General features: G+C 58.5%; 24 protein-coding genes, 2 tRNA genes and 1 pseudogene. 14 read left to right on the forward strand and 13 right to left on the reverse strand.

Features of this window, described 5'->3' with window-relative positions; genetic code table 11:
• Window positions 1-65: 65 nt before the first annotated feature.
• Window positions 66-947, reverse strand: a complete 882-nt coding sequence (ispE, locus tag EHO01S_RS09155) for a 4-(cytidine 5'-diphospho)-2-C-methyl-D-erythritol kinase (RefSeq protein WP_024523670.1) — start codon at window positions 945-947, stop codon at window positions 66-68.
• Window positions 944-1,570 carry a lipoprotein insertase outer membrane protein LolB gene (gene lolB / locus EHO01S_RS09160; protein ID WP_172462879.1) on the reverse strand — a complete coding sequence of 209 codons (627 nt, stop codon included), beginning with the start codon at window positions 1,568-1,570 and terminating at the stop codon, window positions 944-946. Before lolB ends, ispE begins: the two co-directional genes overlap by 4 nt.
• A gap of 213 nt (window positions 1,571-1,783) precedes the next feature.
• On the opposite strand from lolB, the gene hemA reads away from it, so the two are divergent.
• The 5 genes from hemA to kdsA all read left to right on the forward strand — a co-directional run bounded on the left by hemA (window position 1,784) and on the right by kdsA (window position 6,881).
• The gene (gene hemA, locus EHO01S_RS09165; RefSeq protein WP_024523672.1) at window positions 1,784-3,046 is read left to right on the forward strand and encodes a glutamyl-tRNA reductase; all 1,263 of its coding nucleotides are present in this window, start codon (window positions 1,784-1,786) and stop codon (window positions 3,044-3,046) included.
• Window positions 3,047-3,086: 40 nt separating this feature from the next.
• Window positions 3,087-4,169 (forward strand): peptide chain release factor 1, encoded by a 1,083-nt coding sequence (prfA, locus tag EHO01S_RS09170; protein WP_024523673.1) that lies wholly within the window; start codon window positions 3,087-3,089, stop codon window positions 4,167-4,169.
• Window positions 4,169-5,002 carry a peptide chain release factor N(5)-glutamine methyltransferase gene (prmC, locus tag EHO01S_RS09175; RefSeq protein ID WP_024523674.1) on the forward strand — a complete coding sequence of 278 codons (834 nt, stop codon included), beginning with the start codon at window positions 4,169-4,171 and terminating at the stop codon, window positions 5,000-5,002. Before prfA ends, prmC begins: the two co-directional genes overlap by 1 nt.
• Before the next feature lie 83 nt (window positions 5,003-5,085).
• Window positions 5,086-5,895, forward strand: a complete 810-nt coding sequence (locus EHO01S_RS09180; protein WP_024523675.1) for a transglutaminase family protein — start codon at window positions 5,086-5,088, stop codon at window positions 5,893-5,895.
• Between the two features lie 131 nt (window positions 5,896-6,026).
• Window positions 6,027-6,881, forward strand: a complete 855-nt coding sequence (kdsA, locus tag EHO01S_RS09185) for a 3-deoxy-8-phosphooctulonate synthase (protein WP_024523676.1) — start codon at window positions 6,027-6,029, stop codon at window positions 6,879-6,881.
• A gap of 53 nt (window positions 6,882-6,934) precedes the next feature.
• Here kdsA and EHO01S_RS19160 read toward each other — a convergent pair whose 3' ends face one another.
• From EHO01S_RS19160 to EHO01S_RS09205, 4 genes are all read right to left on the reverse strand, one after another.
• Window positions 6,935-7,072: a hypothetical protein gene (locus EHO01S_RS19160; RefSeq protein ID WP_167352258.1), complete on the reverse strand. Its 138-nt coding sequence runs from the start codon at window positions 7,070-7,072 to the stop codon at window positions 6,935-6,937.
• A 102-nt stretch (window positions 7,073-7,174) separates the two neighbouring features.
• Entirely contained in the window at window positions 7,175-8,875 is a 1,701-nt protein-coding gene (gene dauA / locus EHO01S_RS09195; RefSeq protein WP_024523677.1) for a C4-dicarboxylic acid transporter DauA, read from the reverse strand.
• 241 nt (window positions 8,876-9,116) lie between these two features.
• Window positions 9,117-9,602: a heme-degrading domain-containing protein gene (locus tag EHO01S_RS09200; protein ID WP_024523678.1), complete on the reverse strand. Its 486-nt coding sequence runs from the start codon at window positions 9,600-9,602 to the stop codon at window positions 9,117-9,119.
• A gap of 160 nt (window positions 9,603-9,762) precedes the next feature.
• A tRNA-Ser gene (locus tag EHO01S_RS09205) sits at window positions 9,763-9,852 on the reverse strand.
• A gap of 174 nt (window positions 9,853-10,026) precedes the next feature.
• Between EHO01S_RS09205 and EHO01S_RS19405 the strand changes: the two are divergent.
• Window positions 10,027-10,092 (forward strand): annotated as a pseudogene (locus tag EHO01S_RS19405) (AraC family transcriptional regulator); the annotation flags it as partial.
• A 227-nt stretch (window positions 10,093-10,319) separates the two neighbouring features.
• On the opposite strand, the gene EHO01S_RS09210 reads toward EHO01S_RS19405, so the two are convergent.
• A tRNA-Ser gene (locus EHO01S_RS09210) sits at window positions 10,320-10,409 on the reverse strand.
• A gap of 162 nt (window positions 10,410-10,571) precedes the next feature.
• Window positions 10,572-11,741 carry an ABC transporter substrate-binding protein gene (locus EHO01S_RS09215; RefSeq protein ID WP_024523679.1) on the reverse strand — a complete coding sequence of 390 codons (1,170 nt, stop codon included), beginning with the start codon at window positions 11,739-11,741 and terminating at the stop codon, window positions 10,572-10,574.
• A gap of 354 nt (window positions 11,742-12,095) precedes the next feature.
• Between EHO01S_RS09215 and EHO01S_RS17530 the strand changes: the two genes are divergently transcribed.
• Both EHO01S_RS17530 and ghrA read left to right on the forward strand, forming a co-directional pair.
• Entirely contained in the window at window positions 12,096-13,598 is a 1,503-nt protein-coding gene (locus EHO01S_RS17530; protein WP_051355214.1) for a peptide MFS transporter, read from the forward strand.
• 130 nt (window positions 13,599-13,728) lie between these two features.
• Window positions 13,729-14,670 carry a glyoxylate/hydroxypyruvate reductase GhrA gene (gene ghrA / locus EHO01S_RS09225; protein WP_024523680.1) on the forward strand — a complete coding sequence of 314 codons (942 nt, stop codon included), beginning with the start codon at window positions 13,729-13,731 and terminating at the stop codon, window positions 14,668-14,670.
• Here ghrA and EHO01S_RS09230 read toward each other — a convergent pair.
• Window positions 14,664-16,103: a diguanylate cyclase domain-containing protein gene (locus tag EHO01S_RS09230; protein WP_024523681.1), complete on the reverse strand. Its 1,440-nt coding sequence runs from the start codon at window positions 16,101-16,103 to the stop codon at window positions 14,664-14,666. The genes ghrA and EHO01S_RS09230 overlap by 7 nt on opposite strands.
• A gap of 293 nt (window positions 16,104-16,396) precedes the next feature.
• On the opposite strand from EHO01S_RS09230, the gene EHO01S_RS09235 reads away from it, so the two are divergent.
• The gene (locus tag EHO01S_RS09235) at window positions 16,397-17,134 is read left to right on the forward strand and encodes a phosphatase (protein ID WP_024523682.1); all 738 of its coding nucleotides are present in this window, start codon (window positions 16,397-16,399) and stop codon (window positions 17,132-17,134) included.
• Between the two features lie 51 nt (window positions 17,135-17,185).
• Window positions 17,186-17,761 (forward strand): TorD/DmsD family molecular chaperone, encoded by a 576-nt coding sequence (locus tag EHO01S_RS09240; RefSeq protein ID WP_024523683.1) that lies wholly within the window; start codon window positions 17,186-17,188, stop codon window positions 17,759-17,761.
• Between the two features lie 77 nt (window positions 17,762-17,838).
• On the opposite strand, the gene EHO01S_RS09245 is transcribed toward EHO01S_RS09240, so the two are convergent.
• Window positions 17,839-18,402 (reverse strand): lipoprotein, encoded by a 564-nt coding sequence (locus tag EHO01S_RS09245; protein WP_024523684.1) that lies wholly within the window; start codon window positions 18,400-18,402, stop codon window positions 17,839-17,841.
• Between the two features lie 173 nt (window positions 18,403-18,575).
• Entirely contained in the window at window positions 18,576-19,784 is a 1,209-nt protein-coding gene (gene mdtH, locus EHO01S_RS09250; RefSeq protein WP_024523685.1) for a multidrug efflux MFS transporter MdtH, read from the reverse strand.
• A gap of 326 nt (window positions 19,785-20,110) precedes the next feature.
• On the opposite strand from mdtH, the gene rimJ reads away from it, so the two are divergent.
• From rimJ to murJ, 3 genes are all read left to right on the forward strand, one after another.
• Complete coding sequence (gene rimJ / locus EHO01S_RS09255) at window positions 20,111-20,695, forward strand: ribosomal protein S5-alanine N-acetyltransferase (RefSeq protein WP_024523686.1); 585 nt, start codon at window positions 20,111-20,113, stop codon at window positions 20,693-20,695.
• Window positions 20,696-20,734: 39 nt separating this feature from the next.
• On the forward strand, window positions 20,735-21,391 hold the full coding sequence (locus EHO01S_RS09260) for a YceH family protein (protein ID WP_081702249.1): 657 nt from the start codon (window positions 20,735-20,737) through the stop codon (window positions 21,389-21,391).
• A gap of 187 nt (window positions 21,392-21,578) precedes the next feature.
• Window positions 21,579-23,117, forward strand: a complete 1,539-nt coding sequence (gene murJ / locus EHO01S_RS09265; protein ID WP_024523688.1) for a murein biosynthesis integral membrane protein MurJ — start codon at window positions 21,579-21,581, stop codon at window positions 23,115-23,117.
• Window positions 23,118-23,250: 133 nt separating this feature from the next.
• Here the strand turns inward: murJ and argS are convergent, their stop codons facing one another.
• The gene (gene argS, locus EHO01S_RS09270) at window positions 23,251-24,984 is read right to left on the reverse strand and encodes an arginine--tRNA ligase (protein ID WP_024523689.1); all 1,734 of its coding nucleotides are present in this window, start codon (window positions 24,982-24,984) and stop codon (window positions 23,251-23,253) included.
• Window positions 24,985-25,248: 264 nt separating this feature from the next.
• Between argS and EHO01S_RS09275 the strand changes: the two genes are divergently transcribed.
• Entirely contained in the window at window positions 25,249-25,812 is a 564-nt protein-coding gene (locus tag EHO01S_RS09275; RefSeq protein WP_024523690.1) for a VOC family protein, read from the forward strand.
• Window positions 25,813-25,820: 8 nt separating this feature from the next.
• Here the strand turns inward: EHO01S_RS09275 and EHO01S_RS09280 are convergent, their stop codons facing one another.
• Complete coding sequence (locus tag EHO01S_RS09280) at window positions 25,821-26,963, reverse strand: MalY/PatB family protein (protein ID WP_024523691.1); 1,143 nt, start codon at window positions 26,961-26,963, stop codon at window positions 25,821-25,823.
• Window positions 26,964-26,995: the final 32 nt, after the last annotated feature.

The raw sequence follows: 26,995 nt of genomic DNA on the forward strand, positions 1-26,995 counted from the left end.
TTCGGTGAACAAATGGCCGCGCGGCATGCAAAACTATTGTCAAACGCAACGAGATGCTTTAAACATTAGTCGGTTACGTGCATGGAGGCTAGCAGCTCGGAGCGGGCACGGTGCAACGGCGACGTATTGACGCCACGCGCCACGAATCCTTGCATCCACTCGGGGGCATTGCTTAACACCTGACGAGCCGCACACTCGGTGTCGAATTCCGCAAACACGCAAGCGCCGGTTCCTGTCAGACGCGACGGCGCGTATTCTAGCAGCCACGAAAGCGCCTGTTCAACCTCACGAAAACGTTTTCTTGCTATAGCCTCGCAATCGTTACTGTACGGTGTTGCCAACAGTTCCGCCAAAGTTCTCACTGGAGAGTCTCTTTTCAGTGCAGGATCGGCGAAGATCGCCGGTGTGGGAATACTGATGCCTGGATGTGCAACGAGATACCATTTTTCTTCAGGATGTGCTGGCTGTAACAATTCTCCAACACCTTGCGCAAAGGCGGCAACGCCATTAACAAATACCGGTACATCGGCACCCAGGTGCAGACCGATCTCCGCCAGTTGGCGGTCGCTCAGTCCGGCCTGCCACAGGCTATTTAACGCCACCAGGGTGGTGGCAGCATCGGATGAGCCACCGCCCAGGCCGCCGCCCATCGGTAATACCTTCTCTAGGGCGATATCGGCGCCACAGTGCGCGAAGCGACTGGGTAAGACTGCGCGCAGCGCCTGCGCGGCGCGTAAGATCAGGTTATCCTCATCAGCGACGCCGTCGACGGGCGTCAGCAGCCGTAACTGACCATCGCTACGCGCCTGTATGGCAAGGGTGTCGCCATAATCCAGAAACTGGAATAGGGTCTGCAACAGGTGGTAACCGTCGGCGCGCCGTCCGGTAATGTACAGAAATAAGTTCAGCTTGGCCGGGGCCGGCCAGTGCGTCAGCGCGGTGATCATGGTTGCAGCGTCCAGTTATCCATCTTCAACTTGATACGTTGTGTGTCCTGGCTCAGCTCCAGTTGCGCTGGCAGGGGCGGCGTGAGGCGAGTGTCGTAACGCAGGTAATCTACCTGCCAGCGCTGACCGTCATGCTGGTAGGTCAAATGGCTTAGGCGCTGCGCGCTATCTAGGCTAACCTGTTGCGCCTGACCGGGTAGGCCCAACATCCATTGGCGTAAGTTATCTAACGGGATCTGCATCCCCGTCAGTTTAGCGAGCATGACCGTGGCGTTATCGCTGACGTAACGGCGTCCCTGGCTATCGGTGATCTGCGCCACGCCAGGGCGCACGTTGAGCTCCAATTCGGTGCTGCCTAGTGGGTTGGTCAACAGCAGTCGGTAGTGCCCGGTGGCCGTCTGTTGCCAGAAGAATCGTGCATAAACCTTTTGCTTATCGGAGAGATAGGCAAATGCCCCGCGCGTTTGATAGGCGGTGATATTCTCTACTTGTTGCTGATGGGCTTTCCATTGCGGTGAATCGATGTTACCACCGCTGCCGGTCGGGGGCAGCGAGCTACAGGCGGCGAGCAGCAAGCAGCTAACTGGCAGTAAACGCAGGAGATTTACCTTTTTCATCCTCAGATTCCACGGTGAAGGTTGTAGGGGGGTAACGCTAGCCTCCTTACTGAAGGGCGTCAATGGGGCACAGCGGCTATCCAGGGTGAAAAGGGGAAAAAATGTTTGTCGGCGCATGTCATGGCGGGGGACGGTGGCTTTTATTGCTTCGACGCATCAAGTAGAATGCTGCCATTACTACTAAACCCTAATGACATCGGGACTACTTAACGGTTTTTCATGAGTCTTCTTGCACTTGGAATCAATCATAAAACGGCACCGGTCTCCTTGCGGGAGCGGGTAACGTTTTCTCCCGATACCTTGGATCGGGCCATTGAAAGTCTGCTGCGGCAGCCGTCGGTGCAGGCGGGGGTGGTGCTGTCTACCTGTAACCGGACTGAGTTGTACCTGAGTGTGGAGCAACGTGCGGATCTCCGCCAACAGATCGTCGACTGGCTGTGTAGTTATCATCAACTGTCGCCGGAAGAGGTGAGCGATAGCCTCTATTGGCACCAAGACAACGAAGCCGTCAGCCATCTGATGCGCGTCGCCAGCGGCTTGGACTCACTGGTGTTGGGCGAACCGCAGATCTTAGGCCAGGTCAAGAAAGCGTTCTCGGAATCTCAACGTGAGCAGGCACTGTCTGCTGACCTGGAGCGTCTGTTTCAGAAAACTTTCTCTGTCGCCAAGCGGGTGCGTACCGAAACCGAAATCGGAGCCAGCGCCGTCTCGGTGGCGTTTGCCGCCTGTACCCTGGCGCGGCAGATCTTCGAGTCATTGACCCGCTTGAATGTCTTGTTAGTCGGAGCCGGAGAGACCATCGAGTTGGTGGCGCGTCACCTGCACCAGCATCAGGTGCAGCATATGCTGATCGCTAACCGTACCCGTGAACGCGCCCATGCGCTGGCCTCCGAGGTCGGTGCCGAGGTGATTGCCCTAGAGGCGATTGCTGAGCGTCTGGCTGAGGCCGACATCGTCATCAGTTCGACGGCGAGTCCCTTGCCGATTATCGGCAAGGGGATGGTGGAGCGTGCCTTGAAGGCGCGGCGCAACCGTCCGATGTTACTGGTGGATATCGCCGTGCCGCGTGACATCGAGCCGGAGGTTGGTGAGCTAGCCAACGCCTATCTGTACAGCGTGGACGATCTTCAGGCGATTATTCAGGGTAACATGGCCCAGCGCCAGGCGGCGGCGGTACAGGCGGAGCACATCGTGCAACAAGAGTGTGCCAATTTCATGGCTTGGCTGCGTGCGCAAGGTGCCGTTGAGACCATCCGCGAATACCGTGCTCAGGCCGATCAGGTGCGCGCCGAGGCCGAGGCCGAAGCGTTGGCCGCGCTGGCACAAGGCTGTGAGGCCGAAGCGGTGATCCACCGTCTGGCCCATCGCCTGACCAATCGACTTATCCATGCTCCGACCAAATCCCTCCAGCAAGCCGCCGGCAGCGGCGATGCGCAGCGTTTACAGGTACTGCGCGACAGCCTCGGGCTGGACCACAATTAGTTTTGTTCTCTCCCTTTTATTAACAGGTAAATAGCCACGCATGAAGCCTTCTATTGTTGCCAAACTAGAAGCATTACAAGAGCGCCATGAAGAAGTTCAGGCATTGCTCGGTGATGCCGGAGTCATCGCCGATCAGGATCGTTTTCGCGCGTTGTCGCGTGAATATGCCCAGTTGACCGATGTATCGCGCTGTTTTCTTGACTGGCGACAGGCCCAAGACGATCTCGACACCGCTGAGATGCTGCTGGATGACCCCGAGATGCGTGAGATGGCGCAGGAGGAAATCAAGGCGACGCGCGAGCGCCTGAACGAGCTGGAGCAGCAGGTACAGATCTTGCTGCTGCCCAAGGATCCTGATGATGAGCGTAACTGTTTCCTCGAGGTGCGCGCCGGTACCGGGGGCGACGAGGCGGGTCTGTTCGCCGGCGATCTGTTCCGCATGTACAGCCGCTACGCCGAGGCGCGTCGTTGGCGCATCGAGGTGATGAGCGCCAGCGAGGGGGAGCACGGTGGTTATAAAGAGGTGATCGCCAAGGTCAGCGGCGAGGGGGCTTACGGGCGCCTCAAGTTCGAATCTGGCGGCCACCGCGTGCAGCGTGTCCCCGCGACGGAGTCGCAGGGGCGCATCCATACCTCGGCGTGTACCGTGGCGGTGATGCCGGAAGTGCCGGAGGCGGAGCTGCCGCAGATCAATCCGGCGGATCTACGCATCGATACCTACCGCTCTTCCGGGGCTGGGGGTCAGCACGTGAACACCACCGACTCGGCGATCCGCATTACCCACCTGCCGACCGGTATCGTGGTGGAGTGCCAAGATGAGCGTTCACAGCATAAGAACAAAGCCAAAGCGATGTCGGTGTTGGGCGCGCGCATTCGTGCCGCCGAGATCGCCAAGCGTCAGCGGGAGGAGGCATCGACGCGCCGTAACCTGCTGGGGAGCGGCGATCGTTCCGATCGCATTCGAACCTATAACTTTCCACAAGGGCGAGTGACCGACCACCGTATTAACCTGACGCTCTACCGGCTGGACGAGGTCATGGAAGGGAAGCTGGATAGCCTGATCGAGCCCATCGTGCAGGAGTATCAGGCGGATCAGCTCAGTGCGCTGTCCGAGCAGGAATGATGCGTTACGATGACTGGCTGCGCCAGGCCATTGCCCGCCTGACGCCTGGCGACAGTCCTCGGCGTGATGCCGAGATCCTGTTGGAGCACGTCAGTGGCAAGGGACGTAGCTTTATCCTGGCCTTTGGCGAGACGTTACTGACGACGACGCAACTGGAACGGCTTGCGGCGTTGTTGGCGCGGCGTGCGCAGGGTGAGCCGGTGGCCTACCTGATCGGGCAACGCGAATTCTGGTCGTTGCCGTTGGAGGTCTCGCCGGCGACGTTGATCCCGCGTCCTGATAGCGAGTGCCTGGTCGAGCAGGCGCTGCAACGTCTGCCCGCACGGCCGGCTCAGATCGTCGATCTCGGTACCGGTACCGGCGCCATCGCGCTGGCACTGGCCAGCGAACGTCGCGATTGCCAAGTGAGCGCCGTCGAATTCAATCCAGAGGCGGCAGCGTTGGCACGCCGTAACGCGCTAAGGCTGGGGCTGGCGCACGTCGAGGTCTTGCAGGGCAGTTGGTTCGATCCACTGGCAGGGCGGCGTTTCGATATGATCGTCGCGAATCCGCCTTATATTGATGCCGATGACGTACACCTAAGCCAGGGAGACGTGCGCTTCGAACCGGCCAGCGCTTTGGTGGCTGCTGAGCAAGGGTTGGCGGATCTGCGAATCATCGCCAATCAGGCGCCCTGCTATTTGGCCAGCGCAGGTTGGCTCCTGTTGGAGCATGGTTGGCAACAAGGGGCGGCGGTACGTACCCTGTTGTGTGATGCCGGTTTTAGCCGGGTAGAGAGTGTGCGCGATTATGGCGACAATGAGCGTGTCACGCTGGGTCAGTGGGGCGAGTAATGTCGAGATGGCCGCTTGCCGGATGCACCCGGCGTCATGAAGAAATCGGCGATGAACGGACTGCCGCTGAGTATGGAACCGATATGAGTGTAATGGCCGATTTTGCCTTCGATGAGATGACGTTGAGCGACGGCGTACTGCGGATGCAGCAGATGGTGCGTCCCGATCTGGCCGTGGAGGCGGTGCGTGACGCGCTGGACGCGTTGACGGCGCAAGCGCAGACGGCCTTGCAAGCGTTGAGCGACGAAACGTCGCGCCTGCAAGGTCTGTTGACCTTGTTCTTTGATGAGTGGGGCTTTGGGGGCGTCGGTGGGGTCTATCGTCTCTCCGACGCACTGTGGCTTGATAAGGTGCTCGAATGCCGTCAGGGGACGCCGGCCTCGTTGGGGGTGATCTTGCAACACTTGGCACAACGTCTGGCATTACCCCTTCAGGCGGTGGTTTTTCCCACCCAACTGCTGTTGCGTGCCGACTGGCCGGACGGCAGTACCTGGCTGATCAATCCGCTTAACGGTGAGCGCTTAGCGCGAGCCCTATTGGCGGTGTGGCTGAAAGGGCATTTGGGGATGCAGGCCAAGGTAAGCGAGGCGGATCTGGCGGTCGCGGAGAACAGCCAGGTGGTGCGCCGCTTACTCGCGACACTGAAGACGGCACTGATGGAGGAGCAACAGATCGAATTGGCATTGAACGCCTGCGAGGCCCTGCTGCAATTCGACCCGGAAGATCCCTATGAGATCCGCGATCGCGGGTTGATTTACGCCCGTCTTGAGTGTCCGCACATCGCCTTATCCGATCTCAACTATTTTGTCGAGCAGTGCCCCGAGGATCCGGTGGCCGAGGTGATTAAGTTGCAGATCCACGCCATCGAAGCGTTTACGGTGGTGCTGCATTAAGCGAATGCCACTTGCCCGAGCGGGGCGCTTTCTTTTTGCCTGCGCCATGGCGGCGATCGGCGCTGGAGTATGGCATACTCTGTGCGTCCACTGTTGGGGTAGCAGGTTTTTTCACAATTAAAGGCGCAAGCATGAAACAGAAAGTTGTCAGCATTGGTGATATTCAGGTCGCTAACGATCTGCCGTTTGTTCTCTTCGGTGGGATGAACGTGCTGGAGTCGCGCGATCTGGCGATGCGCATCTGTGAGCACTACGTCACCGTCACCCAGAAGCTAGGGATCCCCTACGTCTTTAAGGCCTCTTTCGACAAGGCCAATCGCTCTTCTATCCACTCTTACCGTGGCCCAGGTTTAGAGGCGGGGATGAAGATCTTCCAGGAGTTGAAGCAGACCTTTGGGGTGAAGATCATCACCGATGTGCATACCCCAGAGCAGGCACAGCCCGTAGCGGAGGTGGTGGATGTGATCCAGCTTCCCGCGTTTCTGGCGCGTCAGACCGATCTGGTTGAGGCGATGGCCAAAACCGGCGCGGTGATCAACGTCAAGAAGCCGCAATTTCTCAGCCCAGGCCAGATGGGGAACATCGTAGACAAGTTCCATGAGGGCGGTAACGATCAGGTGATCCTGTGCGATCGTGGCAGCAACTTTGGTTACGACAACCTGGTGGTCGACATGCTGGGCTTCGGGGTGATGAAGAATGTGAGCCATGGCGCGCCGGTGATCTTCGACGTGACGCACGCCTTGCAGTGTCGTGACCCGTTTGGCGCCGCTTCGGGCGGACGTCGTGCTCAGGTTGCCGAGTTGGCCCGCTCCGGTATGGCTATCGGCCTGGCCGGTCTGTTTATCGAGGCGCATCCGGATCCGGCGCACGCCTTGTGTGATGGCCCTTCCGCGCTGCCGCTGGATAAGCTGGAGCCGTTCCTGGTCCAGATGAAGGCCATCGACGATCTGGTGAAGAACTTCCCACCGCTGGATACCGCTAACTAAGCGTCTGAGCGCACGATACACGTCTTGTAGGGGGAGCTTAAGCTCCCCCTTTTTTATCCGCGTTCGCAGAATATCCCCTGTATGCGTCCGCCGGCGTCCAGGCAGGCATCCTGCATCAGGAAACGGTCGGCTCTGATACCGGCATAGAAGGCGGCGCACAGGGCGACAAGGGCTATTAGGGCTCTTTTCATCGCGTTCTCTCTCCGTATGGGAGCGTGATCATAGCGGGGGACGGGGCGGGGAGACAGGGAAAAATGGCGCCCGTTTGGGCGCCATTGCAGGAGCGGGCGGCGTTAGCGCTTCTCCTCCAGCGTGCGCAGGGCATCTGGCAGGGTGGCGTAGAAAGCCAGGCGTCCGTCGATCGGCGCCACGCGTGCGCGCGCCAGCGTCTTCAGCGGCTGGAACGGCACATCGGTGACCAGCAGGCGTTTCCCTTGCGGCAGGGCGTCGATGAAGCGCAGGAAAGCGTTCAGGCCACCGGCGTCGAGAACTGGCACCGCATCCCACTGCATCACCAGCGTCTGATACTTGTCGCCCATCGCCAACATCTCATTAAAGATACGCTCGGCAGCGGCGAAGAACAGCGGACCACTGACGCGCAACACCAGCACGCCCTGCTCGTCGTTATGGCTGACCTCGCTGATGCGGGTCATGCGCGCGATACGGCGCATAAACAGCAGTGAGGCCAGTACGATTCCGACAGTGATAGCGATCACCATGTCGAACAGTACCGTCAACGACATGCATAGCAGCATGACGATGATGTCATCCTTCGGTGCTCGACGCAGCAGGTAGACGACCTTATGGGCTTCACTCATGTTCCAGGCAACGATCAGCAGCAGGGAGGCCATCGCCGCCAGCGGCAGGTAGGAGAGCCAAGGGGCCAGCACCAACAGCGCCAGGATCACCAGCAGCGAATGGATCACCGCCGAGATGGGCGAGGTGGCACCGGCGCGCACGTTGGCTGCCGAACGCGCGATGGCGGCGGTGGCGGTGATGCCACCGAAGAAGGGCGCGGCGATATTACCCAGCCCCTGGCCGATCAACTCACCGTTGGAGTGGTGTTTCTTTCCGGTCATGCCATCCAGCACCACGGCGCATAGTAGCGATTCGATCGCGCCCAGCATCGCCATGGAGAAGGCCGCCGGCATCAATGCCGTCAGATTATGCCAGCTTAGGGTAAGTGTGCTGCCATCGGTTGCCGGGAGGTTCCACGGCAATACGAACTGCGGCAGGATCGGCGGAATACCTTGCCCGTGGCTGCCGTCGGCCAGGATATAGCTGAAACGGGAACCGATGGTCGCCACATCGTGACCGAATAGAGAGCAGATGCCCATCACCGCGCTCCCCGCCAGCAGTGCCGGCAGGTGGCCCGGAAGGCGTACGCTGAGCTTAGGCCACAGGATCAATACCGCCAGGGTGGTGGCGCCGATCAGGGTATCCGCCCAGTTGATGGTCGGCATGGCTTGAGCCAGCGCCGCCACCTTAAACAGATAGCTCTCGGGAACATGCTCCAGGTGCAGGCCGAAGAAGTCTTTGACTTGCATGGTGGCGATGGTGATGGCGATCCCGGAGGTAAAGCCCAGGGTAACCGAGAGCGGGATGTACTCAATCAAGCGCCCGAAGCGTGCCATCCCCATTAATAGCAGGAAAATCCCCGACATCAGCGTCGCCACCAACAACCCGGAGAGGCCGAACTGTTGCGAGACCGGATAGAGGATCACCACGAAGGCGGCAGTGGGGCCGGAGACGCTGTAGCGTGAGCCGCCGGTCAAGGCGATGACGATACCGGCGACGGCTGAGGTGTACAGACCATACTGTGGCGGCACGCCGCTGCCGATGGCTAATGCCATCGCCAACGGGATGGCGATGATGCCGACGGTGATACCGGCGATGAGATCCTTGCTGAAGCGTTGAAGCGAATAGGGATCACGCCAACAGGACTCAATCAGCGCGCTGAACGGCATAACGCCGCCAATTTTATGGGTTTTCATTATGCGATTAAACCAACTATAGAAAAATCAAAGAAAGGCGGGCCATAGGCGGTCCGTCGCGAAGAGGAGCAATACGATACGCCTTTAGTGAAGCGGAAATATAGATATATATCAAGTCAGGCGGGTAAATTGTCGGCGCCGTAAAAAAAACGGTTTCTTTACAGCACCGTTTGCGAGGATGTCAGGCAGCGCCCGGGTTTGACCGTCCTCGCCAAAGGGTAAAGAAAAAGAGTTTTAGCCACTAGGATGATTTTGTTTGGCTAAGACCGAGAAAGTTGGCAATAACCTCACTAACCAACAGATGGTCATCGCGCTGAGGTGCGCCAGAAACACTCACCGCGCCGACACAGCCGCAATGGGCGATGCGGAGCGGGAAGCTACCACCCTGTACGGCATAGTCGGCGTTGCTCAGGCCATAAAACGCCTCCAGGGTGGTGTTGCGTAGCGCCAGACGCATTCCCATGGCATAGGAGCTGCGATGAAAGCGTAGTACCACGTTACGTTTGCGGCGGATCCATTCGGCGTTGTCTGGCGAGGTGCCGGGCATGGCGTAATGGAACAGCGTCTGACCGGCAAGCTGGATGTCGATGGTGACATGCAATCCACGCCGCTCGGCCTCTTGACGTAGCGCGCACCCCAGTAGCCAGGCGCTATCGCTGTTGAAGGTGGGGAACTGGAGGCGTTGCTCTTCGGCGTTCAGGCGTAGTAGCTCTTCTTCACTGCTCATAGTGGGATCTCATTGTTGAACGTGATAGATAGACTATCGGCAATAATGGGAAGGCGGGCTAGCGACGGCGATCTGATTTTGCGCCAAAAGTGGTGAGGCGTGGCAAATAGAGGGACAGGAAAGGCAAAAAGCCCGACCATAGGCCGGGCTTTTTAGAATCTGGCGGTGAGGAAGGGATTCGAACCCTTGATACGTTTTCACGTATACACACTTTCCAGGCGTGCTCCTTCAACCACTCGGACACCTCACCAAATTTTGCGCTGCGGCGTTGTGCGCTGCAACGGGGCGCTACTATAGGGATCACGCCCAGGATGGTCAAGCAGATTTTTGTTCCCCCGCACGAACTGACGAATGTATAGCCAGCCTGGGGGTTTTATCGGCATGTGCCGCCGCTGAGGGGCGTGGCGATTGACCAACGGGTGGTTACGATAATCAGTTCTATTTTTCACGGGTATTCAGCAAACGCGTCGGTGTCAGTCCGAGCGAATAGTAGTGTTATGCTGTCTCACGATAGCCAAGCCATCACGCTCATGGCGTGAGAGGGATAAGGGGCTTCTGGGATACGCCTGGGCTCCCTTGGACGCTTGCGCTGCGTAGGCGGTTTGGCGTGCGGCAGCGAGTTTTCTCGTTGGCGGCATCTGCCGGACTCGCAAGGGGGATAAGACGCCGGCGAAAAGAAAAGCAAAAGCCCGGCCATAGGCCGGGCTTTCTAGAATCTGGCGGTGAGGAAGGGATTCGAACCCTTGATACGTTTTCACGTATACACACTTTCCAGGCGTGCTCCTTCAACCACTCGGACACCTCACCAAATTGTCGCCGCAACAACGAGCTGTGTTGCGATGGGCGCTAATGTAGGGAAAAGCCGTGGCGGCGTCAACACTCTTTTTTCGTAAAACCAACTGTTTAGCTAAACATTCAACAAATTGGCCAATTACGCCGCGAAATGCGGTGTAATTGGCCATGCCGAGATTACTGAGCGTAGCGCTGTTGCCAGGTTTGCTCTAAGGCCTCCTGCCAGGAGGGATGCGGCTCAGGCAAGGCGGGGAACAGTGTCGGCAGCGGGCCGAAAGCCTGGCGCTGCGCGGCGGGGAGGCGGGCCACATCCAGAATGGTCGGATCGCCCCAAATGCGGGCATCGGCTTTCCGCGCTTGGGCGGCGGGTGACTGGAGGAAATTGATCACTACCAGCGCGGCATCCTTGGCGCGGGCATTGAAGGGGATCGCCAGAAAGTGGACATTGCTCAGCGCGCCAGCCTTGAAGGCGTATACCCGCGCGTCGGGCGGTAGTTCACCGGCAGCGATGGCGGCGGGAGCCATACCTGGGTTGAAGGTGATGGCCAGATCGAGGGCGCCGTCGTTGAACAGTTGGAGCTGCTGGGCATCGCTGGTAGGGAAGACGCGGCCTTGGCGCCACAGATAGGGATGGATCTGATCCAGCCAGGCCCACAGTGGTGCAGTGTCGCGGGCGAAGGTCTGTGCATCGACCGGCTTATCCAGCGGCAATCCGGGATTCAGTTGCATCAGGATACTTTTGAGGAAGCTGCTACCGTGGAACTGTGGCGGACGTGGGTAGGTCAGCCGTCCGGGGTGCTGGCGGGCGTAAGCTAGCAGCGCCTGCGGATCGGCGGGAGGGGTAGGCAAGGTGGCGGCATCGTGGATCAACACTAATTGGCCGACGCCCCATGGCGCTTCGTAGCCATCGGTGGCGACGGTGAAGTCGTTGCGTACCGGCAGCGCCTGATTGACCCAGCGCCAGTTGGGCAACTGCTCGGCGAAGGGGCCATACAACAGGCCATCGCGGCGCAACGCGTTAAAGTTTTTACCATTGACCCACAACAGATCGATGCTGCCCTGCTGGGTATTCCCTGCGGCCTTCTCCGCGCGGATACGACCGACGCTCTCGGCGATGTCGCCCACCTTGACCTGCACCAGGGTAATACCATAGCGCTGTTTCACCTGCTGGGCGGCCCAACTTAGATAATCATTCACCTGTGGGCTGCCGCCCCAGGCGTTGAAGTAGACCGTTTCACCTCGCGCACGTTGGAGATGGCTCTCCCACGTTGTCTCGGCGGCGTAGAGGTTTACAGTCAAGGCAAGGCACAGCGCCGCAGCGTTGCGCAGTAGAGTCAGGGGTCGCATCAGGGCACCTTTCAATTCGGTCGTGGCGTTAACAGCAAATCCGTCATTGTAGCTGTCGGTGCATATCGCGCCTAGGTGTGTAGGCATGAGATGTGACGACCGTAACGTGTGGTGGGCTGAGGATTTCAGCATAAGATAGGGAGTTAATGTGAATAGTTACGCTGATAAACTGACTAAATAATAGCTAAACAGGCAATTAATTGACATTATTGCTGGCCTTTTGGTCGTTTATCCCGCTAAATGAGAGAGCGGCCTAAACAAACGCTATGGACTAACAACAAAGGCCGACCGGCACAACACCGGGAAGTTCTCAGGATGAGTTGTGACTAGCCCCTTCGTTCGAGGAGAAAAGCGGTGAACGCTTCGACCACCCACTCTCATCAAGGCACGGTACCATCGGGAACCGGCGCCTTATTCTTCATTCAGACGTTTGCCACCCTTGGCTTCGCCGTACTCTATTCCACTCTGGTGTTGTATGCCACTAAGCGTCTCGGTTTTAGCGAGAGCCAGGCCAACGCCATGATGGGGATCTTCGGCGCCTTCAACTATGGTTTACATCTGTTCGGCGGTTATTTAGGCGGACGTTGCCTGAGCAACCGTAACCTATTCGTGTTGGGCATGTTGCTTCAGGTCATCGGCTGTTATCTGATCGCCGAGATGGGCGTCACCGGGCTGTATTGGGGCTTGGCGATGTTCCTGACCGGTAGCGGCTTGAATGTAACCTGTATCAACATGATGCTGACCCAACGTTTCGCGCCGGACGATAACCGCCGTGAGAGCGCATTTTTGTGGAACTACGCCGGGATGAACCTGGGGTTCTTCATCGGTTTCTCCGTGGCGGGTTACTTCCAGTTGACAGAAAACTACCGTGCGTTGTTTCTGTTCGCCACGCTGGGTAATGCGGTGGCGATCCTGGTCACGCTGTCACGTTGGCGTATCTTGGCCGACATCAATACACCGTTGCGCCAGATCGGCGGGCGGGCATTCTATGGCCGCATGCTGGTTGGTCTGTTGATCCTGGTGGCGCTGGTGCCGGTATTGCGCATCCTGCTGACGCATGCCGGTTTCAGCAGTACCTTCGTCATCTTGTTAGGGATCGTGGTCTTCGTCCTGCTGAGTGTGATGACGGCGCGTCATCGCCAAGAGGGGGAGCGGCGCCGCATGGTGGCATACCTCATCCTGGCGCTCGGCTCCTTGGTATTCTGGTCATTGTATCAACTGGCGCCGATGGGCCTGATGCTGTTCTCCGAACATAATATCGACTTGAATGTCTATGGCTGGCGTGTGGCGCCGCAATGGATCCAGAACATCAATACCCTGGTGATCGTCATCGGGGGGCCGCTGATGGCTTGGCTGTTTAAGGTGCTGCGTGAGCGTGGAATGCGTATCGATATTCCTTCCCAGTTTGCCGCTTCGCTGTTTTGTATGGGGCTGGGGATGTTGGTGTTACCCATGGGGATTTCACTGGCCGGAGCGAATGGTCTGGTGGCCTTTAAATGGATTGCCATCAGCTACCTGTTGCAAAGCCTAGGCGAATTACTGATCTCTCCTATCGGGTACGCCATGATCGGTAAACTGGCTCCGGCACGTCTTCAGGGGTTGATGATGGGCTGCTGGATGATGGTCACCGGGGTCGCTTCCGTGTTGGCGGGGTATGTCTCCGGTTTGATGCCGCAGAACAGTGGTAATACGCCGCTGGAAACCAACCCCGGCTACAGTACGGTATTTAACGCGCTGGGCTGGGGCTCCGTCGCAACCGGGGTGGTCCTGGTGCTGCTGGTGCCATTGCTGCGGCGTCTGATCGCCCGTAACGAGACGGCGGCGCGCTGGCGAGCCATTGCGAACAATGATGGGTGACGCTAAGCAATAAACGCGCTCGGCGTTGACAGACGGCGGAGATCCTGACAAAAGGGTATTCGCCGTTTTTTTATCCGCTAACCGGGCGGCAGCGCTGCCGCCATCTATCCCCTATCCCCAGGAGGCCGACGTGGAGATCATCTATTACCATCCTTTTTTCGATGCTCAGACCTGGCTTGACGGCATGCGTCAGCGTTTGCCGCAGGCGCATATCCGTCAGTGGCAACCCGGCGACAACGCCCCGGCGGATTATGCGTTGGTCTGGCAACCGCCCTATGAGATGTTAGCCAAACGTCAGGATTTGCGCGCCATCTTCGCCTTGGGGGCCGGTGTCGATGCCATTTTGTCACAGGCGCGTGAACATCCCGGCATGTTACCGCCGGGGATCCCGTTGCTGCGTCTGGAGGATACGGGCATGGCGCAGCAGATGGAAGAGTACGCGGTAGCCACCGTGATGCGTTACTTTCGGCGCTTCGACGAATATGCATTACAGCAGCGCCAGGGGATCTGGCGCTATTTGGCGCCGCACGAAGCCGAGACATTCACCGTCGGCGTGTTGGGTGCCGGGGTGCTAGGTGGGCGAGTGGCGCGCCGTTTGGCCTCCTTCGGTTTGCCGCTTCGCTGTTGGAGCCGGGGAGTAAAAGATTATCCCCAGGTGCAGAGCTTCTACGGTAATGATCAGCTTGCCGCTTTCCTGCAAGGGGTACAGCTACTGATCAACCTGTTGCCGAACACGCCCCAGACCGCCGGTATCCTGAATGCGGAGTTGTTCGCGCAATTGAATAGCGGGGCTTATGTCATCAACCTCGCGCGCGGGGTGCATCTGGATCAGGACGCCTTGTTGGCGGCGTTGGATAGTGGTCAAGTGGCGGCGGCGACCCTGGATGTGTTCGCGCAGGAGCCCTTACCGAGCGATCACCCTTTCTGGCAGCATCCGCGCGTCACCATGACGCCACATATCGCTGCAATCACCCTGGCACCGGTGGCGATGGATTACATCGCCGATAATATCCGCGCCATCGAGGCCGGGCGGCACCCTGAAGGGCAGGTGGATATTGCTCGCGGTTATTGAACCGGCCAGTCATCTGGGCGTACGGCTGGCGATGACGCTTCCGGACGCTCTGGCGGCAGAGTGGCGCAGTTTTTACCACGATGCTTACTGATATACAGTCGGTTATCCGCCAGGGTCTGTAGCACCAGACGTTCGCTGGCTTCGGCACTGTCGCTGGCACCGATGCTAAGGCTGGCCTGCTGTTGCGCCGCCTCGGCTAAGAGGGCATCGCAGCACTGTGCCAGGGCGCGCCTATCGGCCACGTGACGTTTATCGAGCAGGGCGGCGAAGACGTCACCGCCAAGGCGATAGAAACGCCACCCCTCCTGATACTGAGCGAAGAGAGCGGCTAATTGCGTCAGGCGTAGCTCCTCCTCTTCGTGCGCGGCGGATGTGTCGTCGCTGGGCGGCGCATCCAACTCCAGTAACAGGAGGTAAAAGGGAAACTTCTGGTACAGACGTTGTGCGATGTCGTAGTCATACTTGCGGCGGTTATACAGCTTGGTTAACGGATCACGCAGCAGCGCGTGGTTATCCAGTTCGACGCGCCGCTTCACGGCGTCGTTAAAGAAGAGACCGTGCGCATGCGACGGCGTTTTTCCGGCTAAAAAGGTTTCGCGCTCTTGCTCGATCTCACGCTTGATTTTTTTGTAGAAATAACGCAAGAAAAATATCGCACAGCTGAATGATAAAATAAAATAGAGCAGGTTAAAACCAATCAGCTTTAACAGGTAGGCGGCTGGAATATAGCCCACCAGGGTCGCTTGTTTGCCATTTAACAACGCATTTTGTTGGCTGACTTTTATTTCAAACGGACGACTCGCCTGAAGATTGTCACCACGAATGCTATCGGGGAGTTGCGCCGGGGCATTGGCCGAACGCGCGATTAACCTATTTTCTTGGTCAAAGACATAGAGATAAATCGGCGTGGTAGCGCTGTGTTCATCCAATACCTTTTCCAGACCATTAATATCCAGGAGAAAGAGTAAGATCTTGCCCGTACGGGTGGTATATTTCAGATAGGGGAGCACCGTCTCGCCGCGCTCAAGGTGACCATACCAATAACGTTGGTGGTGACTTTGCAACTTGGCGATGAGGGCCTGTTTCTTATCGTTAGAGAGCCAATCATGCGCGCCCTGATCCAATAGGCGCAGATGTGCCCCATCGAGCAAGTAGACGCTACTTCCCCAATGCAGATCGCGTGCAACGCTAAACAGATCCATATCCTGATCCGCTCTTTCTGTGACGTACTCGATAATTTTGCTGCGCCGCTGAATATTCCTATTGTCATTATCCAATTGACTTTTGGAAATGCCATTGACGATTGCTGAGGTCACCAGGCGCATATTTTGCCATTCACGCGCACTGCTATAAATGACTAAGGCGGCAGAGCTGATAAATAAGATAACGAACAGACCAGCCACGGCTCTACGCAACGTTCTTTCGAGAACCATAAGGGTAACTCCCAATTAAAGACAGTGAACCTGAACAGAACGTCGCTGCGCGCTCACAGTGCCATCAGCACTATCGATGAATATGTCATAGATTTCGGCATAATAAAACAAAGCGCTAATATAAACAATGTGCTACTCGCCGGATAGGGCGCGCGGTGAGTACGACGAAAAAAGGACGTGGCCCCCGCAGGGGATGCTGTCCAGCATGAATCTTGCGCGATTTTTTGTTACCGTAGTGGGGTGATTTCGCAAGTCCCGTTGACAGGCGGGCTGACAGCCAGCAAGGAGAGATGATGTATCCCGTCGATTTACATATGCATACCGTCGCCAGCACCCACGCTTATAGTACGCTGCACGACTATATCGCCCAGGCGGCGGCGCGAGGGGTGCAGCTGTTCGCCGTCACCGATCACGGCCCGGAGATGGCCGATGCCCCCCATCCTTGGCACTTTATGAACATGCGCGTGTGGCCGCGCATCGTCAATGGTATCGGTATCCTGCGAGGGATCGAAGCCAATATCAAGAACGAGCACGGCGAAATCGACGGTCAGGGACGTATACTGGCAGAGATGGATCTGGTGATCGCCGGTTTCCATGAGCCGGTGTTGGCCCCGGTGGATCGGGACTACCATACCGCTGCGTTATTGGCGTTGCTGGCGCGTGGCGAAGTGGACATCATCTCCCATCCCGGCAACCCTAAATACCCGATAGACATCCCCACCGTCGCGCAGGCGGCCGCGCGTTATGAGGTGGCGTTGGAGTTGAATAACTCCTCTTTCAGTCACTCGCGTGTCGGGAGCGCCGACAATTGTCGCGCCATCGCGGCGGCGGTGCGCGATGCCGGCGGCTGGCTGTCACTCGGCTCTGACGCCCATATCGCCTTCGATATGGGGAACTTTAGCCACTGTATCGCGATCCTGGATGAGGTAAACTTCCCGCCGGAACGGGTATTGAATGCGTCTGCGCGGCGGGTGCTCGACTTCTTGCAGCGCCGGGGTCACCGTGTTATCCCCGAGTTTGCCGCGTGGTAATTTCCATTTTTGTGACATTGTCACGTTAAACTATCGATTGCAGGAACGGATATGAATGAGTTTTCCATTGTGTGTCGCCTGTTGGGCTCGCTGTTCGCCCGTCAGCCTCAGGACCCCCTGTTGGACCCGCTGTTTACGCTGTTGCAACAGCAGCGGCTGGCGCAGCACTGGCCGTTGGAGCAGGAGGCCTTGCTGACGCGTCTTCAGGCGGCGGCTGATGATCGTCAGGCCTTGGCGCAGGACTATCAGGCGCTGTTTGGGACAGACGGTGCGGTGGCGACTCAGCGTAGTGCTTATGTGGAGGGTGCCTGCGAGCAGCAGGTGCGCGACTTTCTGCTACAGCGCGGTATGCCGTTGGGAAGCGGGGCGGCGGACAGCTTCGCGCAGTTGTTGCTGGCGGCTTCTTGGCTGGAAGATCAGGCACAGCGCGACGAGGTTCTGGCGCAGACCAGCTTATTCGATAGCTATCTGATGCCCTGGGCTGGCGTCTTTCTGGGGAAGGTCGAGGCGCACGCCCGCACACCCTTTTACCGTACGCTGGCGGAGTTGACGCGTGAGGCGTTGCAGGCGTTACGTGACGATTTGGCCGAGGATGAGGCTGCCGGCGAAGAGGAGGACAACGCCTGAAGGGGGGCGCTCCGGTGAATGAACAACGGCGCCGATGGGCGCCGTTGTCGTTTTGCGCCAGTGATAAGTCAGCGAGATCAGTCCGTCAGCGGGATCACCAGCTCGCCGGGCTTGACTTCGAGCCCCTTGGCCAGCTTACGCGCAAGGGCTTCGGCGTTGCTTTTCTCCGGGTTGAGTACGTAGGCCGGTTCCTGGTCGAAGTAGGTGCGCAGCGATTGGTTCAGGTAGGGGGCCAACGCTTTCATGATGGTCTCCATCTTCTGCGGTTGCACTTGGTAATCTACCAGGGTCAGATCGCGCAGGTAGATGGCGCCTTGCTCGCGCTGGTATACCGGCTTGGCGCGCAAGGTCAGCGTTAACTCGCTCTGCTGTGGGCCGAGAATCGAGCTGATGGCGACGTTGGCATGACCGCTCAGGGTGATGGTGTTCGGTTCGCTGCGCCCGATTTGGCTACTGAGCTGGCTGAGAGTGATGCGGGCATCCACCAGGCCGGGGACTCCGATCTGTTTTTCGAACTGGCTATGTTTCTCCAGGTAACTGTTAATCTGTTGTTCGCTGATGCTGTAGCTGGTCAGCTTATTACAGGCGCTCAACACTAGACCGGCCACCAACAGGGCGGCGGTAAACCATAGTTTTTTCATTAATCAAGCCTCGGCGACGGGAACAACCCGATACGGAAAAGAGGTATTGTGACACAGCGTGCGTGAGGGAAAAACCCGTACCTAGCATGGCGTATCATGCGCTAACGCTATGACAGCATACACCTTATGGCGCGTGACGGGGATCGGATAAGGCCGAATCCCCGTCGCCAGTGTTAGCTGGAGCGCGGCTGACGGACGGCGCAGGGCGCACGCAGGTTAAACTGCCAATACAGTATTGCTAAGGTCAACAGCCCGATCAGGCCCAGCAATGCCCAGGGGAGTTCGGGCATGGCGAATGAACGGCCCAGATCATACATCCAACCGCCGCCGGTATAGCCCAGAGCCCCGCCCAATGCCAATCCCAGTCGACTGAATCCCATGTAGCTGCCACGCGCTCGCGCATCGGCCAGTGAGGCGCTCAGGGTTTCCCGCGCCGGTTCGGCGATGATCGAGCCGAGGTAAAAACAGCAAATCAGCGCGAAGAGCGACGAAAGCGAGCCGCTCAGTCCCAGCGGGAACAGGCTTAGGGTCATCAACAGTAGGCCGAACATTAAACGCTGTTCCAGACGGAAACGTTTCTCGCTCCAGCGGGCGATGGGGTAGAGCAGGGTCAGCGATAGGGCCGCCTCGATGGCATACATCCATTTGACCGCGCTCGGCCCACCGGCGATATCGTTGACGACGATCGGCAACATTAGCATCACCTGTACCGCTAACACATAGTAGCCAGTCAGGGTGAGTACATAGGTGAGGAAGCGTCGATCGCGGATCACCCGCAGCATGCCTTCACCGACCGGCGCTCGTACCGTCGACAGACGATAGGCTGGCAGCAGCCAGGCGTTCCAGGCGGCGGCCAGTACGAAGATCAGCGCGCCGGTCCAACAGACATAGTGGAAGTCATAAGCCAAGAGCCAACTGCCGATCAACGCACCGACTACCGCACCGGCACTGTCTTGCATCATCAGCAGGGAATAGAAGCGTCCGCGCTCATGGGGGCGGGTTAGTTTGATTACTAAGGCGGTGCGCGGCGGATCGAATAGCGTACCGCCTAGGGCGGAGAGGGCACAGGAGGCCCACAAGATCCACGGTTCACTGGCGACGGCCATGGTGGCGAAGCCGGCAGCGCGCAGCAACATACCGATGACGATCATCGGTTTGGCGCCGACGCGATCGGCGATCGCTCCGCCAAAGATGCCCAGCCCCTGCTGGAGCAGCTGACGCAGACCGAGGGCGATGCCGACCATCAATGCAGCCCAGCCTAACTGGTCGACAAAGCGAATAGAGATCAACGGGAAGACGACAAAGAAACCGAGCACGACCAGCAGGTTATCGATCAGCAGAAAGGACTTCCCTGATCGCCTGGCCTGTAATACCAGCGACATGTTTCACCATTAAGCGTAAGCGCAAGTAAGAATTTGATACCGACCGGTATTATTTTCGCCCGTTATCGGTGTTAATAATAGAGGGAGTCATAGAATGGCTGAATAAACAGTAAATTGTATTGTGGATTCATAAAATTTTGGCATATAGCGTTAACTGGCTGGCAGAACCGAGAGAAATCGCTGACAGTGAGGCGCGTTTGCACATTATAACATCAGTCAATGGCTTACCGCTTACCAAGGGAGAGGTTATAGTAATCAGTAACAGCGCTCGCGGCCTACGCGCGGTGCGGCGCTATTCGATAAGGGTAAGGCATACGGAGGGATGCATGTTTGGCTATGGCAACACGGGCCCCAAGGTCCATCTGACCACGGATCGGTTAGTTGTGCGCTTGGTGGGCGAGCGCGATGCTCACCGACTGGCGGATTACTATGCGGAAAACCGCGACTTCTTGCGCCCCTGGGAGCCGATACGCGATGAAAGTCATTGTTACCCCTCCGGTTGGCAGGCGCGCTTGTCGATGATCCGTGAGCTACATAAGCAGGGCAGCGCGTTCTATTTTATTCTGCTGGGGCAGGATGAGCAGGAGGTGCGTGGCGTGGCCAACTTCAGCAATGTGCTACGTGGCGCCTTTCATGCCTGTTTCCTCGGCTATTCCGTCGCAGCCAAATGGCAGGGGCAGGGGATGATGTATGAGGGGTTACAGGCGGCGATCCGCTATATGCAACGTCAGCAACGCATGCATCGTATCATGGCCAATTACATGCCCCATAATCAGCGTAGCGGCGCGCTGTTGCAGCGTCTGGGCTTTGAAAAAGAGGGCTACGCTAAAAACTATTTGTTGATCAATGGGAAATGGCAGGATCACGTGCTGACTGCCCTGACTACCCCCGATTGGACGGCTGGGCGCTAAGAGCCGCCCATGGCCGGGTTTACCAGGAGATAACCGCAGATGATTAAACATATTCTTTCCCCGATCGAGGCGCGTGTCATCGGCTGCTTCCTTGAAAAGCAGATAACGACGCCGGAGCAGTATCCGTTATCACTCAATGCGTTGACCACCGCCTGCAACCAGAAGACCAATCGTGAGCCGGTGCTGGAGTTGAGCGAGAGCGAGGTGCAAAACGCCTTGGATCTGCTAGTGCGTAAGCACCAGATCCGTAGCATCAATGCTCCGGGCAGTCGAGTGGTGAAGTATGAACACCGTTTCTGTAACTCCGAATTTGGCGATCTGCGCTTTAGCCCGGCGGAGGTCGCGTTGATCTGCTGTTTGTTATTGCGCGGTCCGCAGACGCCGGGTGAGCTGCGCACTCGCTGCAACCGATTATACGCCTTCGCCGATGTTAACGAAGCGGAGCAGGTGCTGAATCGACTGGCGGAGCGTGAGGATGGTCCTTTCGTCCTGCGTCTGGCGCGCGAGCCGGGCCGGCGCGAAAGCCGCTACGCGCATCTGTTCTGTGGCGCACCGGCGCTCGGGGCCGAAGGGGCGCCGGTGCCGGCTCCGCTCATGGTGAGCGAGGCGGAGACGCTAAGCGAACGGGTGACGGCGCTGGAGACGGAGGTCGCCGAATTGAAACGGCAATTGGCGAGCCTGCTGAACGACGCATAAACCGAGACGGGGCGCCGAGCGCGTCCCGTCCCTCTCGCCGGAGTGCGATAGCGCGCCTAGCGTCTGAAATCCGAGCCTTTTGTTACATCCTGCATTGGCTATTCGTTCGGGGATAAGTAGACTAGTTGGCCTCTTTTCCTCCCCCGCCTACACTGGACGGTGGGGCCGCAACCCTGACGATGAACCGATGAACCTACTTAAATCACTGGCTGCGGTCAGCTCGATGACCATGTTTTCGCGCGTATTGGGCTTTGCCCGCGACGCGCTGGTAGCACGGATTTTTGGCGCCGGGATGGCTACCGATGCCTTTTTTGTCGCCTTTAAACTGCCCAACCTCTTGCGGCGTATCTTCGCCGAGGGCGCCTTCTCTCAAGCATTCGTGCCGATTCTCGCGGAGTACAAGAACCAGCAAGGCGCGGAGGCGACGCGTACCTTCGTCGCCTATGTTTGCGGTCTGCTGACCCTGATCCTGGCGTTGGTGACTGTGGCGGGAATGGTGGCCGCACCCTGGGTGATCTATGCGACCGCTCCGGGGTTCGCCGATACGCCGGATAAGTTCGCCCTGACCAGCGCACTGCTGCGTATCACCTTTCCCTATATCCTGCTGATCTCGTTGGCCTCGATGGTCGGGGCGGTGTTGAATACCTGGAACCGCTTTTCGGTGCCGGCCTTTGCCCCGACGCTGCTTAACGTCAGCATGATCGGTTTTTCGCTGTTCGCTGCACCCTATTTTCATCCACCGGTATTGGCGCTGGCGTGGGCGGTGTTGGTGGGCGGCGTTTTGCAACTGGGCTATCAGCTACCGCATCTGAAGAAGATCGGCATGCTGGTTTTGCCGCGCATTAATCTGCATGATCGGGGGGTATGGCGGGTGCTTAAGCTGATGGGGCCGGCGATCGTCGGGGTCTCCGTCAGTCAGATCTCCCTGATCATCAATACCATCTTCGCCTCTTTTCTGGTCTCCGGTTCAGTCTCCTGGATGTACTATGCCGACCGCCTGATGGAATTGCCCTCTGGCGTTCTCGGGGTCGCCTTGGGGACCATCCTGTTGCCCTCGCTGGCCAAAAGTTTCTCCTCCGGGCGGCTGGACGACTATAACCGTCTGCTCGATTGGGGCTTGCGGCTCTGTTTCCTGCTGGCCTTACCCTGTGCCGTAGCGCTCGGCGTGATCGCCAAGCCGTTGACGGTCGCGCTGTTCCAATACGGTAAGTTCAACGCCTTCGATGCGGCGATGACCCAGCGTGCGCTGGTTGCCTACTCGGTGGGACTGCTGGGGATTATCATGGTCAAGATCTTGGCACCGGGTTTTTATTCACGCCAGGACATCAAGACCCCGGTCAAGATCGCCATCGTGACATTGATCCTGACCCAGGTGATGAACCTGATCTTCATCGGCCCACTGAAGCACGCCGGGCTCTCCCTCTCCATCGGCCTGGCCGCCTGCCTCAACGCCGGGTTGCTTTATTGGCAGTTGCGCCGTCAGAAGCTGTTCACCCCCTTGGCCGGGTGGTCGGGGTTCTTGCTGAAACTATTCGTCGCGGTGTCGGTGATGGCGGCGGTCTTGGGCGGCATGATGTGGTGGATGCCTGCCTGGGATATGGGAGGCATGCCTTATCGTCTGCTGCGCCTGATGGGGCTGGTGGTCGCTGGGGCTGCCAGCTACTTCGCCGTATTGGGGCTGCTGGGCTTTCGCCTCCGCGACTTCACCCGTAGCGCGGTGTTGTAACCTTGACCTGGGTTCCTCGCCCGCTCACCGCGTGCCGGGCGAGGACGTCATGGCCCGGACTCGCGATGAGATAAAAAAAGCCACCGGCTGTATAGCGAGCGGGTGGCTGGTTGCGACCTATGCGCCGGAGCGATTACATCCGCTCGACGGTCTTGATACCCAAGGTATCCAAGCCGGTCTTCAGGGTACGCGCCGTCAAGGCGGCCAGCTTCAGACGGCTGGCACGTACGCGCTCATCGTCGGCGTTGAGGATCGGACAGGCTTCGTAGAAGCTGGAGAACAATCCGGCCAGCTCATACAGGTAGGCGCACATGACGTGCGGGGTGCCTTCGCGCGCCACCGTCAGGATGGTCTCTTCGAATTGCATCAGGCGGGTCGCCAGCGCCTTCTCTCGCTCTTCCGTCAGGATGACGGTGCCGCTGAGGTTGTTCTCATCAATGCCAGCACGCTTGAAGATGGAGGCCACGCGAGTGTAGGCATACTGCATGTAAGGCGCGGTATTGCCTTCGAAGGCCAGCATATTGTCCCAATCGAAAATATAGTCGGTGGTACGGTTCTTGGAGAGATCCGCATACTTGACCGCGCCGATAGCGACCACTTCCACCAGCTCTTTCAGCTCATCGTCACTCAGCTCTGGGTTCTTGTCGGCGATCAGCTTGGTAGCGCGCTCAATGGCTTCATCCAGCAGATCGGCCAGCTTGATGGTGCCGCCGGCGCGGGTCTTGAACGGCTTGCCGTCTTTGCCCAACATCATGCCGAACATGTGGTGCTCCAGGCTAACGGATTCCGGGACATAACCCGCCTTGCGCACGATGGCCCAGGCTTGCATCAGATGCTGATGCTGGCGTGAGTCGATATAGTACAGGATACGATTGGCACCGAGCGTCTCGTAACGATACTTGGCGCAGGCGATGTCGGTGGTGGTGTACAGGTAGCCGCCGTCCTTCTTCTGGACGATGACCCCCATCGGCTCCCCTTCTTTATTTTTGAACTCGTCGAGGAACACTACGGTGGCGCCTTCGCTCTCCGTCGCCAGTCCCTTGGCCTTCAGATCGGCCACGATGCCCGGCAGCATCGGGTTGTACAGGCTTTCGCCCATCACATCGTCATCGGTCAGGGTCACGTTGAGACGATCGTAGTTGCGCTGGTTCTGGCGCATGGTGATGTCGACCAGTTTACGCCACATCTCGCGGCAGTATTCGTCGCCCCCTTGCAGCTTAACCACATAACCGCGGGCGCGTTCGGCGAAGGCGGCGTCTTCATCGTAGTGCTTCTTGGCCGCGCGGTAGAAGGCTTCCAGATCGGCCAGAGCCATCTCGCCGGCCTGGCTCTCGTTTTGTACCATCTCCAGATAGGCGATCAGCATGCCGAACTGGGTGCCCCAGTCGCCGACATGGTTGGCGCGAATGACGTTGTGACCGAGGAACTCCAGGGTACGCACGGCGGCATCACCGATGATGGTGGAACGTAGGTGACCCACGTGCATCTCTTTAGCGACATTGGGGGCAGAATAGTCGACAACGATGGTCTGCGGGGCGACGCGGGCGACGCCCAGGCGCGGATCTGCCAGCGCGGCGTCCACCTGGTCAGCCAACCAGGCGGCGTCGAGGAAAATGTTGATGAAACCCGGGCCTGCAATCTCTACCTTGCTGGCGATCCCATCCAGGGCCAGATTGGCCACTACCTGTTCGGCGAGTTGGCGCGGTGGCATAGCCATTTTTTTGGCCGCCGCCATGATACCATTGGCCTGATAGTCACCGAATTGGACTTTGGCGGAAGGACGAACCAGGGCCTCGCTATCGGCCGGCGCACCGGCTGCAACCAGCGCCTGAGTGACTTTATCTGAAAGAAGTGCCTGAATATTCACAGGGTTACCTTAAGCTGTTCGCACCGGTCGCCGAGGGCGCCGGCATCGTTAATGTGAAAACCGAATCCTAACCGCCGAATGGGGTGATGCGGCGGAAAACAGCCGGTCATTATAGGTGAAATCACTACTGCCGTCAGCACCCGTGCACCTTTCCCTGCTGGTGGTGCGCGCGGGGATGGATGTGGCGCGCCTGGCGAGGTAGAGTACGCGCCACGGTTTTGCGTCGCCGCCGGGAGCGATGCGCCGATCATCACGGGAGAGAGCATGAACAACTTAGCCGATATCGGCGAGCTGCGAGAGCTGGCGGCGGATTTGACGCGTTTCGAGACGGCGTTAACGGCGTTGGCGGCGTCACTGTCGCTGGATCTGGCGCGTTTTACGGCGGATCACATTTCGTTGCGTTGTAACGACCGGGCGACGGCGGAGCGCTGGCGGTGCGGCTTCCTGCGTTGCGCGAGCTTACTGGCCGAGAACCTCATCAATGGCCGCCCGATCTGTCTGTTCGATCTGGCGCAACCGTTGCGCGTCGGCCCTTGGTCGATCGATTGTGTCGAGTTGCCTTATCCGGGGAGCAAGCGTTATCCCCATCAGGGATGGCAGCATGTTGAGCTGGTCTTGGCGGGCGATCCGGCTACGCTACATCGCCGTGCCCTGGCGCTGTTACCGGATGAAGGGCTGTTAGCGCCGGGGATCAGCCTCACGTTTAGTCACCCGCAAGGGGAGGGTGAGCGTTTGCCTAATCCGACGCTCGCGGTAGGCGATCGCCTGACGACGATCAAGTTCCATCCCTATTCTCTACGGGCGATCGTCGCCAGCGAGTGCGTTTAACGCGTCGCTTATAGTGCGGCGATGGCGTTTGCCATACGATCCAGTGCCTGATCGAGTAAGGCGCGCCGACAGCCGAAGTTGAGGCGCACGAAGCGTGGCGCGCCGAAGTCTGCGCCGTCGGAGAGTCCGACCCCGGCCCGCTCGAAGAATGCCTGGGGATGGTCGACGGGCAGGGCACTGGCATCGATCCAGGCCAGATAGCTCCCCTCGACGCTGACCGTGCGTAGCCCCGGCATGGCGTTGATGCGTGCCGTGAGTCGATCGCGATTGGCGCGCAGGTAGTCCAACTGTGCATCCAGCCAAGGTTGGCCGTGACGATAGGCGGCCTCAGCGGCGACGAAGGCCAAGATATCGACTTGCGGGACGATGCCGGTACGCGCCGCGATGAAGCGACTACGTAGTTGGGCATCGGGAATGATGGCGACGGAGGCCCCGAGGCCAGCGATATTAAAGGTTTTCGAGGGCGCCATCAGGGTCACGCTACGCCGCTCGGCATCGGCACTCAGTGTGGCGATCGGTGTGTGACGTACGCCGGGCTCCAGCAACAGATCGCAGTGGATCTCGTCGGAGCAGATCAGCAGATCGTGGCGCTGGGCGAAGGCTAATTGCGCCGCCAACTCCTCGCGTCGGTAGACCGTTCCCCCCGGATTTTGCGGGTTACACAGCATTAACAAGCGTTCTTGTCCATTCATCCCGGCTTCGGCCGCCGCCAGATCGACCAGCCAGCGGCCGTCGCGCAAGGTCAGCGGCATTGGCGTCTGACTACGCCCCGCGAAACGGGCAGACTTCATGAATGGAGGATAGATCGGGTGAGGTGCTAAGGTGCCGTGATGCGGCGCGGTTAGGGCGCGTACCGTTAGGTTCAGGCCGCAGACTAGCCCCGGCAGAAACACTAACCATTCGGGTTGGATCGTCCATTGATAACGTTGCGCCATGCGTTCGACAAACAGCGCGATCAGCGTCGGCGGCGGGGCACCGTAGCCGAATACACCATGTGCCACGCGCTGCTGCAAGGCGTCGATAATGGCCGGTGGTGAGCGGAAGTCGGTATCGGCGACCCACAGTGGAATTGTGTCCTGTCCCGCATATTTGCCCCATTTCTCGCTGTCACTGTGACGGCGGTCGATCACTTCATCGAAATTAAATGTCATCACTATTATCCTTTAGTAGGCTAATCGCATCC

Origin of the sequence: Edwardsiella hoshinae NBRC 105699 = ATCC 33379, from assembly GCF_000474215.1 — a bacterium.
Taxonomy (GTDB): Bacteria; Pseudomonadota; Gammaproteobacteria; order Enterobacterales; family Enterobacteriaceae; genus Edwardsiella; species Edwardsiella hoshinae.

Excerpts from the sequence above, each read along its gene's own strand:
- ispE (WP_024523670.1), bottom strand. The coding sequence starts at position 947 with ATGATCACCGCGCTGACGCACTGGCCGGCCCCGGCCAAGCTGAACTTA.
- hemA (WP_024523672.1), top strand. The coding sequence starts at position 1,784 with ATGAGTCTTCTTGCACTTGGAATCAATCATAAAACGGCACCGGTCTCC.
- prfA (WP_024523673.1), top strand. The coding sequence starts at position 3,087 with ATGAAGCCTTCTATTGTTGCCAAACTAGAAGCATTACAAGAGCGCCAT.
- prmC (WP_024523674.1), top strand. The coding sequence starts at position 4,169 with ATGCGTTACGATGACTGGCTGCGCCAGGCCATTGCCCGCCTGACGCCT.
- EHO01S_RS09180 (WP_024523675.1), top strand. The coding sequence starts at position 5,086 with ATGAGTGTAATGGCCGATTTTGCCTTCGATGAGATGACGTTGAGCGAC.
- kdsA (WP_024523676.1), top strand. The coding sequence starts at position 6,027 with ATGAAACAGAAAGTTGTCAGCATTGGTGATATTCAGGTCGCTAACGAT.
- EHO01S_RS19160 (WP_167352258.1), bottom strand. The coding sequence starts at position 7,072 with ATGAAAAGAGCCCTAATAGCCCTTGTCGCCCTGTGCGCCGCCTTCTAT.
- dauA (WP_024523677.1), bottom strand. The coding sequence starts at position 8,875 with ATGAAAACCCATAAAATTGGCGGCGTTATGCCGTTCAGCGCGCTGATT.
- EHO01S_RS09200 (WP_024523678.1), bottom strand. The coding sequence starts at position 9,602 with ATGAGCAGTGAAGAAGAGCTACTACGCCTGAACGCCGAAGAGCAACGC.
- EHO01S_RS09215 (WP_024523679.1), bottom strand. The coding sequence starts at position 11,741 with ATGCGACCCCTGACTCTACTGCGCAACGCTGCGGCGCTGTGCCTTGCC.
- EHO01S_RS09230 (WP_024523681.1), bottom strand. The coding sequence starts at position 16,103 with ATGGTTCTCGAAAGAACGTTGCGTAGAGCCGTGGCTGGTCTGTTCGTT.
- EHO01S_RS09235 (WP_024523682.1), top strand. The coding sequence starts at position 16,397 with ATGTATCCCGTCGATTTACATATGCATACCGTCGCCAGCACCCACGCT.
- EHO01S_RS09240 (WP_024523683.1), top strand. The coding sequence starts at position 17,186 with ATGAATGAGTTTTCCATTGTGTGTCGCCTGTTGGGCTCGCTGTTCGCC.
- EHO01S_RS09245 (WP_024523684.1), bottom strand. The coding sequence starts at position 18,402 with ATGAAAAAACTATGGTTTACCGCCGCCCTGTTGGTGGCCGGTCTAGTG.
- mdtH (WP_024523685.1), bottom strand. The coding sequence starts at position 19,784 with ATGTCGCTGGTATTACAGGCCAGGCGATCAGGGAAGTCCTTTCTGCTG.
- rimJ (WP_024523686.1), top strand. The coding sequence starts at position 20,111 with ATGTTTGGCTATGGCAACACGGGCCCCAAGGTCCATCTGACCACGGAT.
- EHO01S_RS09260 (WP_081702249.1), top strand. The coding sequence starts at position 20,735 with ATGATTAAACATATTCTTTCCCCGATCGAGGCGCGTGTCATCGGCTGC.
- murJ (WP_024523688.1), top strand. The coding sequence starts at position 21,579 with ATGAACCTACTTAAATCACTGGCTGCGGTCAGCTCGATGACCATGTTT.
- EHO01S_RS09275 (WP_024523690.1), top strand. The coding sequence starts at position 25,249 with ATGAACAACTTAGCCGATATCGGCGAGCTGCGAGAGCTGGCGGCGGAT.
- EHO01S_RS09280 (WP_024523691.1), bottom strand. The coding sequence starts at position 26,963 with ATGACATTTAATTTCGATGAAGTGATCGACCGCCGTCACAGTGACAGC.